Origin of the sequence: Natroniella sulfidigena (assembly GCF_023223645.1) — a bacterium.
Lineage (GTDB): Bacteria > Bacillota > Halanaerobiia > Halobacteroidales > Halobacteroidaceae > Natroniella > Natroniella sulfidigena.
Genome location: NZ_JALKBY010000009.1, coordinates 116451 through 124872, shown reverse-complemented (window position 1 = coordinate 124872; position 8422 = coordinate 116451). Strand labels below are relative to the sequence as shown.

The following is an 8422-nucleotide window of genomic DNA, read 5'->3' as shown; positions in this document are numbered from 1 at the left end:
CTCCTAACTGGAGTTCTGAATGAAAAGTATTCAAAGAAATTTTTAATTAAATGCGACAACTTACTTGACAAACACCGGAACTTCAACTATTCATTATTCACTATTAATTATTAAATGCTTTAAAACTAGCGGGGTGATATAAAATGCCTAAAGAATTTGAATTAGTTTCAGAATATACTCCACAAGGTGATCAGCCGAAGGCGATCGAGAAATTGACCGCGGGAGTGGAAGCTGGATTGGAGAAGCAGACATTATTAGGAGTAACAGGATCAGGTAAGACCTTTACAATTGCTAATCTTATTGAACAGGTACAGAAGCCAACTTTGGTGATCGCTCATAATAAGACCTTGGCAGCTCAATTATGTAGTGAGTTTAAAGAGTTTTTCCCTCACAATCAAGTCGGTTATTTTGTCAGTTATTATGATTACTATCAACCAGAGGCTTATGTTCCACAGACAGATACCTATATTGAAAAGGACGCTTCGATCAATGAAGAAGTAGATAAGTTGAGATTGGGAGCGACAAGTTCATTATTTGAGCGGCGGGATGTGATTATTGTAGCCAGTGTGTCTTGTATTTATGGTCTGGGAAATCCTGCTGATTATTTGGATTTAACCTGCCATGTAGAGCGAGGAATGATTAAAGAACGAGAAGAGATCATTCGGGAATTGGTTAATATTCAATATAAGAGAAATCAGATTGATTTTGAGCGGGGGACTTTTAGGGTCAGAGGTGATACTTTAGAAGTGATTCCTGCTTATGAAGAGCGGGCCTATCGAGTGGAGTTATTTGGAGATGAGATTGATCGGATTACAGAGATAAATACAGTAACTGGTGAGATTTTAGGGGAGTTAGAAGAGATTACAATTTATCCTGCCAGCCACTTTGTAACCCCTCAAGATAAGGTTGAGCGGGCATTGGAAGCTATTGAAGCTGAATTAGAAGAGCGGCTAGAAGAGTTAAGGGATGCAGGGAAGTTACTTGAAGCTCAGCGGTTAGAGGAGAGAACTAAGTACGATATGGAGATGTTAGAGGAAGTTGGATTCTGTTCAGGGATTGAGAATTATTCACGCCATTTAGCGGGGCGGAAGCCAGGTTCTCGTCCTCAGACTTTGATTGATTATTTTCCTGATGATTTTTTGATAGTGATTGATGAATCACATAAGACAATCCCCCAGATTGGTGGGATGTATGCTGGTGATCGTTCTCGGAAGGAACGATTAGTAGAGCATGGGTTTAGATTGCCTTCTGCGTTGGACAATCGTCCCTTGCAATTTGATGAATTTGAGAAGTTGGCCCGGCAGGCAGTTTATATTTCGGCGACGCCTGGCCCGTATGAACAAGAGCATAGCCAACAGATAGTAGAACAGATTATTCGACCGACAGGTTTGGTTGATCCGCAAGTTGATGTCAGACCGATTAAAAATCAGATTGATGATCTACTGGCTGAGATTAAAGAGGTTATTGCTCGTGATGAACGGGTCTTAATTACGACTTTGACCAAGAAGATGGCAGAAGATTTGACTGATTATCTCTACCAAGCTGGAATTAAGGTCAATTATCTCCATTCAGATATAGATACGATCGAAAGGTTAGAGATTATTAGGGATCTAAGGTTAGGTAAATTTGATGTGTTGGTTGGGATTAACTTATTACGTGAAGGTTTAGATATTCCTGAAGTATCATTAGTTGCGATTTTAGATGCTGATAAGGAAGGATTTTTACGCTCAGCTCGATCCTTGATTCAAACGATTGGACGAGCAGCAAGGAATGTCAATGGTCGGGTGATTATGTATGCTGATCAAAAGACCGATTCAATGAAACAGGCACTTGATGAGACAAAACGGCGTCGTAAATTGCAATTGGAGTTTAATCAGGAGCAAGGGATTACCCCCCAGACAATTAAGAAGGATGTCAGGGATGTCTTACGACCGGTCGATATGGTGGCAGAGACCAAAGCTGAGTATCAGGTTGATGGTGAAGATAGGGAAGATTTATCTGAAGCAGAGATCAGAAAAGAGATCGCTGAATTGGAGTTAGAGATGAAGGCTGCAGCGGAAGAATTACAGTTTGAGTTGGCAGCACAGATTAGGGATGAGATAGATGAATTAAGGGAAAAGCTATAGTTTACTTTTTCACGGAGAGTCTGCTTTTTAGACTCGTAGGGATAATTTGCAATTCGAGCTAGCGGCACAAATTAGGGATGAAATAGATGAATTGAGGGAAAAACTATAATTTATTTTTCACGGAGAGTCTTGCCTTTTAGACTCGTAGGGAAGAATTACAATTTGAATTAGCGGCACAAATCAGGGATGAGATAGAAGAGTTGACAGTTTACGGTTTACAGTTTACAGTTAAGCTCAAAATCTTAAAAGCTTAAAACCTATGAAAAGCTTTAGAATTAGAGTTTTAGAGTGGTTTTGACTTTAAGGTTTTAACTGTCAACCGTCAACTGTAAACTGTACACTGATATAAAGTGGCAAAGCCCACTTTATATCAATTTTATTTAATTCATGTGACCTTTCTCACAGAATTTCTAATCAATTAAGCTTATAATTTAACTAACGATGAAGATAACGATTAACCAAATAAATATCAAAAGGGGAGATAGAAATGCCAAAAAGACAAGTTATTAAAATTGATGAGAATAAATGTAATGGTTGTGGGGAATGTGTAACAGGTTGTCAGGAAGGTGCTTTACAGATTGTTGATGGTGTAGCTAAGTTAGTCAATGAGTCATTCTGTGATGGGTTTGGTGATTGTATCGGTGAATGTCCAACAGGAGCATTAGAGATTATAGAGCGTGAAGCCGAAGATTTTGATTTAAAAGCAACAGTAGAGCATGTTAAGAATGTTAGAGGAGAAGATGCAGTTAAGGAGATGTTGAAGGCACAAGAGGCTCACGGGGAAGAGGTTCCAGAGGAGTTGAAAGAAATGTTTGGAGAAGCGTGTGGATGCCTAGATCATGATCAAGGAGATCACGGACATGGAAATGGTTACCATGGACACGGACACCACGCTCAGGGAGGTTGCCCAGGTAGTCGGATGATGGAGATGAAGAAAAGCCAAGCAGAAGAGAGTGAAGATACAGAAGAGGTAGAGGTTCAATCTCAATTGCAGCAATGGCCGGTTCAGATCCATTTACTTTCTCCACAAGCACCATATTTTAAAAATGCTGATTTAATGATTACAGCTGATTGTGTACCAGTAGCATATGCTAATTATCACCAAAAGATGCTGAAGGGTAATGCAGTAGCAATCGGATGTCCTAAGTTAGATGATGCTAATGCTTATGTTGAAAGACTAGCAGCAATTATTGAACAGAATGATTTGAATAGTATTACTGTAGCACGGATGGAAGTGCCATGCTGTGGTGGATTGGTTCAAATCGCTCAACAGGCAGCTAAGAAGGCAGGAACTGACTTAGAAGTAGAGACAACTGTAGTAAGTGTTGATGGTAAGCTTAGAGGGTAGTAGTTGGTGATTAGTAACTGGTGATTAGTAACTGGTAATTAGTGATTAGGAAAATCATAAGTTCAAGGTCTTTAAAAGTTAAAAGCAAGCTTTAATTCTAGCCACAGGTTAAAAAACCTGTGGCTGTCCTTTATCTAGTTTGTTCAAAATTAGATATTAAACTTTTCCACTAACTTTTGTAACTCCTGTGCCATTTTTGCTAGCTCTTGTGATGAATTAGAAATTTCATCAGACATATGGCTTATGCTTTCTGTTGCATTTGTTATTTCCTCACTATCTTGGGCCAACTCATTGGTTGCACTGGCAGTTTGTTCTATTTGATGTGATGTTTCCTGAACTGAATTTTCAATCTCATCAAAAACTGCCCCAGTTTTTTCAGCAATTTTTTGACCTTCCTTAGCTTTGGCTTCTACTTCTTTAACTTTGGCAATTCCTTTTTTAGATTGTTGTTGATTTTTGGTAATTAAATCAGCAATTTGGTCTGTTGCTTCAGCAGTTTCACTTGCTAATTGTCTGATCTCTTCTGCTACTACAGCAAAACCTTGCCCATGTTCAGCCCTACGGGTTCCTTCAGAACCCTCCGTAGTAGAACTTGCCCTAGCAGCTTCTATAGCTGCATTTAAAGCTAATAGATTAGTTTGCTCTGCTATATTTGTAATCAATTCAACTATCTGTCCTATTTCTTCTGATGTATCATCTAGCTCATTAATTACAGTGACTGTCTCCTCAACTACCTGATTAATCTCTTTAATACTATTTACTGTAGTTTCAATATTTTGACTACCCAGATTGGTTTGAGAATTGGCTTCTTCAGAAAAACTTGCTACTTGCTCTGCACTAGCTGAGATCTGTTGAATACCTGCTGACATGCTATCTATTAAATCATTGGTTGTTTCTATGGTGGCATTTCCTTCCTCTGCTGATGCTGATAATTCTTCACTATAAGCTGACATATTTTCAATTTCATCTGATAAGTTAATAATGATATCTTTTAATTGTTCTTTCATTGTATTGAGGCTAGTGAAGAGATCATAGATTTCATCTTTAGGATTGGTCAAAGAAACTTTCGTTTTTAAGTTGCTAACATTTAAATTGCCTAAGGCAATTTGATCGGTAAATTTTGCTGCTGAGATAATATTATCAATTATAGAAACAGCTATCTTTTTGCAGAATATAAAGACCATAATAAGTGCTAATAACGTAATACCAATGGTAACTCTAAAGACAATAGTAGTAACCCGTTCTAATTCTCTGCTTTGTAGTTGTCTATGTTCTTCAATTAATTCTGCAATATTATTGAGGGTATCATTGACTTCAGTGACATATTTTTGAGATTCTTCTGTAAAGACTGTCATTGCTTGTTCATAGCCTTCTGTTGTATCTAATCCGTACTCTTCAGCTAGAGTAACGATTTCTGTAGCTGATTGATGTAAGAGTCTATGTGGTTCTTCGATATTCTCAAATTCTTGTTGAATTTCTTCGGGATAATTTTCAAATTGCTCTGAATCCAAAAGAGCATAGTAATCTTCACCAAAGCCACAAGCCGTATAATCTAACTCCCCTTCAAAAATAGTTCCATATTCAATTGAATTTTCTAAAGAGTTAAGCCAATTAATATGATCAACCCTACTTTCTTGAATATAAGCCAACATTTCTAAATTATACTCAACTTCTTCACTTGAATTTAAAATTTGTCTAGTTGATAATAAGGTATTAGTCCCTAAAATTAAGATTAAAATAATGATACTTGCAAAGGCAATTGAAATCTTTTTATTTAAATTCAATCTTTCTATTAACAATTAAATTCCTCCTTTTGCTCTAAATGGAAAGTTTATTTTTTCACTAATCTCAGATATTATCTTCTAGATTAACCTTAAGTTATCCTTTAATCCAAGTTGAAAAAAGTAGATTTTTTATTAAAACTGTTGTTTTTAGGGGTTTATTGTAATTTTTAGTTAGCTTTACTTAATTCTAATAGTTAATTGGAATTTAGAGTTTAAAAGCTTGGACTCCTCTGATATAATAGGATAAAATTGAGTAGAAAGGATGGAGTAGGATGAAGTATGTGAGTACTCGTGGGAATTATCAGCCAGTTAGTGCAGCAGAAGCGATTAGGTTAGGAATGGTACCGACAGGAGGATTATTTGTTCCTGAAAAGATACCGACTTTTTCCAAAGAGAAGTTGACAGAATTGGTTGGAAAAAGTTATCAAGATATAGCTCAGCAGATTTTGGCAGAATTTTTGACTGATTATACAGCTAAAGAGCTAGAAGAGGTTGTGAATGCAGCATATAATGAAACTAATTTTGCTACAGAGGAGATTGCTCCTTATGTTAAATTGGATGAGCAAAGTTATGTCTTAGAGTTGTGGCACGGGCCAACAGCTGCCTTTAAGGATATGGCTTTACAGTTGATGCCTCATCTATTGGTTAAAGCAATCGAGAAGGTTGATTTGGACAAAGAGATTGTTATTTTGGTGGCTACTTCAGGAGATACAGGCAAGGCTGCCTTAGAAGGATTTAAAGATGTCGAGGGGATTAAGATTATTGTCTTTTATCCGGCTGGAGGGGTCAGTAAGGTACAAGAACAACAGATGGTTACTACAACTGGAACTAATACATCGGTGGTAGCAGTAGAAGGAAACTTTGATGACTGTCAAAGTAGTGTTAAAGAGATCTTTGGTGATCAAGGCTTTAAAGAGTTATTAGAGGAGCATGACTATCAATTTTCATCGGCCAATTCGATCAACTGGGGTCGTTTAGTACCACAGATTATCTATTATTTTGCCAGTTATGCTAGTTTGGTAGCAGATGGTCAATTAGAAGTAGGAGAGCAGATCAATATCTCAGTTCCGACAGGTAATTTCGGGAATATCTTAGCTGCTTATTATGCTTACCGAATGGGACTACCGGTCAATAAGTTTATCTGTGCTTCTAATGATAATAAGGTCTTGACTGACTTTTTACAAACAGGGGTCTATGATAGCAATCGTGACTTCAAAAGGACGATCAGCCCATCAATGGATATTCTGATCTCTTCTAATTTGGAGCGGTTCTTATTTGAAATGACTGACCATGATGCTGCTAAGATTGAAGAGTGGTATCAGGATTTAGAGCAAACAGGTAAGTTTGAAATCGGACAAGCAGTTCAGGAGCAGATCAAAGAATTATTTGTAGGAGAGTATGCTACTGAAGAGGAGACAGTTAAAACGATTAAGCAGATTTATGAAAGTAAAGACTATGTAGTTGATACCCATACTGCAGTGGGAATTAAAGCTTATCAGAAGTACTTAGCAGACTATGATGACCCAACTCTAACTGTTATTGACTCGACAGCAAATCCTTATAAGTTCAGTGCTGCTGTCTTAGAAGCAGTGCAGGGTGAGTTAGAGACGGAAGATGAATTTGAGATCTTGAGTCAGTTAGAAGAGTTGACTGGGCTGGAGATTCACCGTGGTCTGAGGGATTTAGAAGAAAAAGAGGTTAGGCATGATAGAGGATGTCAGACGACGGAGATTAAAGATGAAGTCAAGGATATTTTGGGACTAAGATAATAAAAAAGGATAGATCTTAAAGATCTATCCTTTTTTATTTAAATAGAAGTTTTAACTTTGATGATAATCAGTTCTAAATTATAATAAAATCATTCATTTATTTGAGTTTAGTAATTAAAAAAGGGGTTGACTAAAAGAACTTTTTTTGTTAATATATTATTAGTTAGAAAGTTTAGACATATCATTTTTTAGTCCTTTTAGATTGACAATGGAGGTTTGGTTTATTTTAAGAGGATGTTAATATTTGATTTTTTTTATTTATTCGTTTTTTTAAAAAGCATTGTGTATGACATAACGTACACAATGTTGCTTAGATAAATTAATAAAATCAGAGGGGGAGTTTAGAAATGAAAAAGTTGTTAAGTGTAGGATTGGCTTTGGCTTTAGTAGTAGGTGTTTTAGGAGTAATGAATTTACAGACGGAGACAGAGGCTGCAAGCTGGACTTATGAAGATGCTAATTATCGTGGTACATTCTCAGATCGAGGTGTTGATCAGGTAAGTGTTCAAATTTCTTTAGAGGATAATATTGTTACTGACCTTACTTATAGACACTTATATCATGGTGGAACAGACTATCGTGAGTTAGAAGAGGGAGATTCTTTATATGGTATCGTAGAACAGTTTGAGCAAGTAGCAGACTATCTAGAAGGTGAAGATGTAAGAACAGCACTTGAAGATCTTCATGAGCCAGGTGAGTTTGTAGAAGATGTTGATGTTGCTTCAGGAGCTACTTTAAGAGCTAATAAGGTAATTTCAGCAGTGAGAGATGCACTTAATAGAGGTGCTTATTCTTACTAATCTTTTAAATAAAGATCCGGTGGGTAATTCCACCGGTCTTTTATGACTTATGTTTTTAATTATTTAGAATCGAGATGAGACTAATGATAAAGGAGGAAATAATGGTGAAGAGATCTAAATATTTATCGTTACTAGTAGTTTTATTAGTAGGTACTCTTATCTTAGTCGGTTGTGGCGGAGAAGAAGAGACTGTTCAAGATGAAGTGATTGAAGAACCAGCTCATATAGCTACTAGTGAGTTTGAAGATGGTAGATATAGAGGAGTATTCAAAGATCGAGGTGATGATCAGGTAGCTGTTCAAATTGCTTTAGAGGATAATGTTGTTACAGATGTTACTTATAGACATCTATATCACAGTGGGATAGATTATCGTGATTTAGAAGAAGGGGATGACTTATACCCTATTGTAGAACAATTTGAGCAAGTAGCAGATTATTTAGAAGGTGAAGATATTAGAGAGAGTCTTCCTGCTCTTTATGAGCCAGGTGATATTGTAGATGATGTTGATATTGCTTCAGGAGCTACGTTAAGGGCTAATAAAGTAATTTCAGCAACAAGAGATGCACTTAATAGAGGTGTTTATGCAGATTGATT

The 8422-nt window shown here is 36.7% G+C and carries 6 protein-coding genes and 2 pseudogenes; 7 read left to right on the top strand and 1 reads right to left on the bottom strand.

The genetic code is table 11. The annotated features are described in order from the left end of the window. Positions 1–143 precede the first annotated feature (143 nt). From uvrB to MWH28_RS07580, 4 genes and pseudogenes are all read left to right on the top strand, one after another. On the top strand, positions 144–2126 hold the full coding sequence (gene uvrB / locus MWH28_RS07585) for an excinuclease ABC subunit UvrB (RefSeq protein WP_248618702.1): 1983 nt from the start codon (positions 144–146) through the stop codon (positions 2124–2126). 43 nt (positions 2127–2169) lie between these two features. Then, positions 2170–2235 (top strand): annotated as a pseudogene (locus tag MWH28_RS13065) (UvrB/UvrC motif-containing protein); the annotation flags it as partial. 40 nt (positions 2236–2275) lie between these two features. Further along, positions 2276–2380 (top strand): annotated as a pseudogene (locus tag MWH28_RS13060) (UvrB/UvrC motif-containing protein); the annotation flags it as partial. Between the two features lie 233 nt (positions 2381–2613). Beyond that, entirely contained in the window at positions 2614–3474 is an 861-nt protein-coding gene (locus tag MWH28_RS07580) for an ATP-binding protein (RefSeq protein ID WP_248618701.1), read from the top strand. 149 nt (positions 3475–3623) lie between these two features. Here the strand turns inward: MWH28_RS07580 and MWH28_RS07575 are convergent, their stop codons facing one another. Further along, the gene (locus MWH28_RS07575) at positions 3624–5273 is read right to left on the bottom strand and encodes a methyl-accepting chemotaxis protein (RefSeq protein ID WP_248618700.1); all 1650 of its coding nucleotides are present in this window, start codon (positions 5271–5273) and stop codon (positions 3624–3626) included. A 257-nt stretch (positions 5274–5530) separates the two neighbouring features. On the opposite strand from MWH28_RS07575, the gene thrC reads away from it, so the two are divergent. The 3 genes from thrC to MWH28_RS07560 all read left to right on the top strand — a co-directional run bounded on the left by thrC (position 5531) and on the right by MWH28_RS07560 (position 8420). Beyond that, entirely contained in the window at positions 5531–7027 is a 1497-nt protein-coding gene (gene thrC, locus MWH28_RS07570) for a threonine synthase (protein ID WP_248618699.1), read from the top strand. Positions 7028–7374: 347 nt separating this feature from the next. Then, a complete protein-coding gene (locus MWH28_RS07565; protein ID WP_248618698.1) occupies positions 7375–7827 on the top strand; it encodes an FMN-binding protein in 453 nt (150 codons plus the stop codon). 104 nt (positions 7828–7931) lie between these two features. Continuing rightward, entirely contained in the window at positions 7932–8420 is a 489-nt protein-coding gene (locus tag MWH28_RS07560) for a hypothetical protein (RefSeq protein ID WP_248618697.1), read from the top strand. Positions 8421–8422 lie beyond the last annotated feature (2 nt).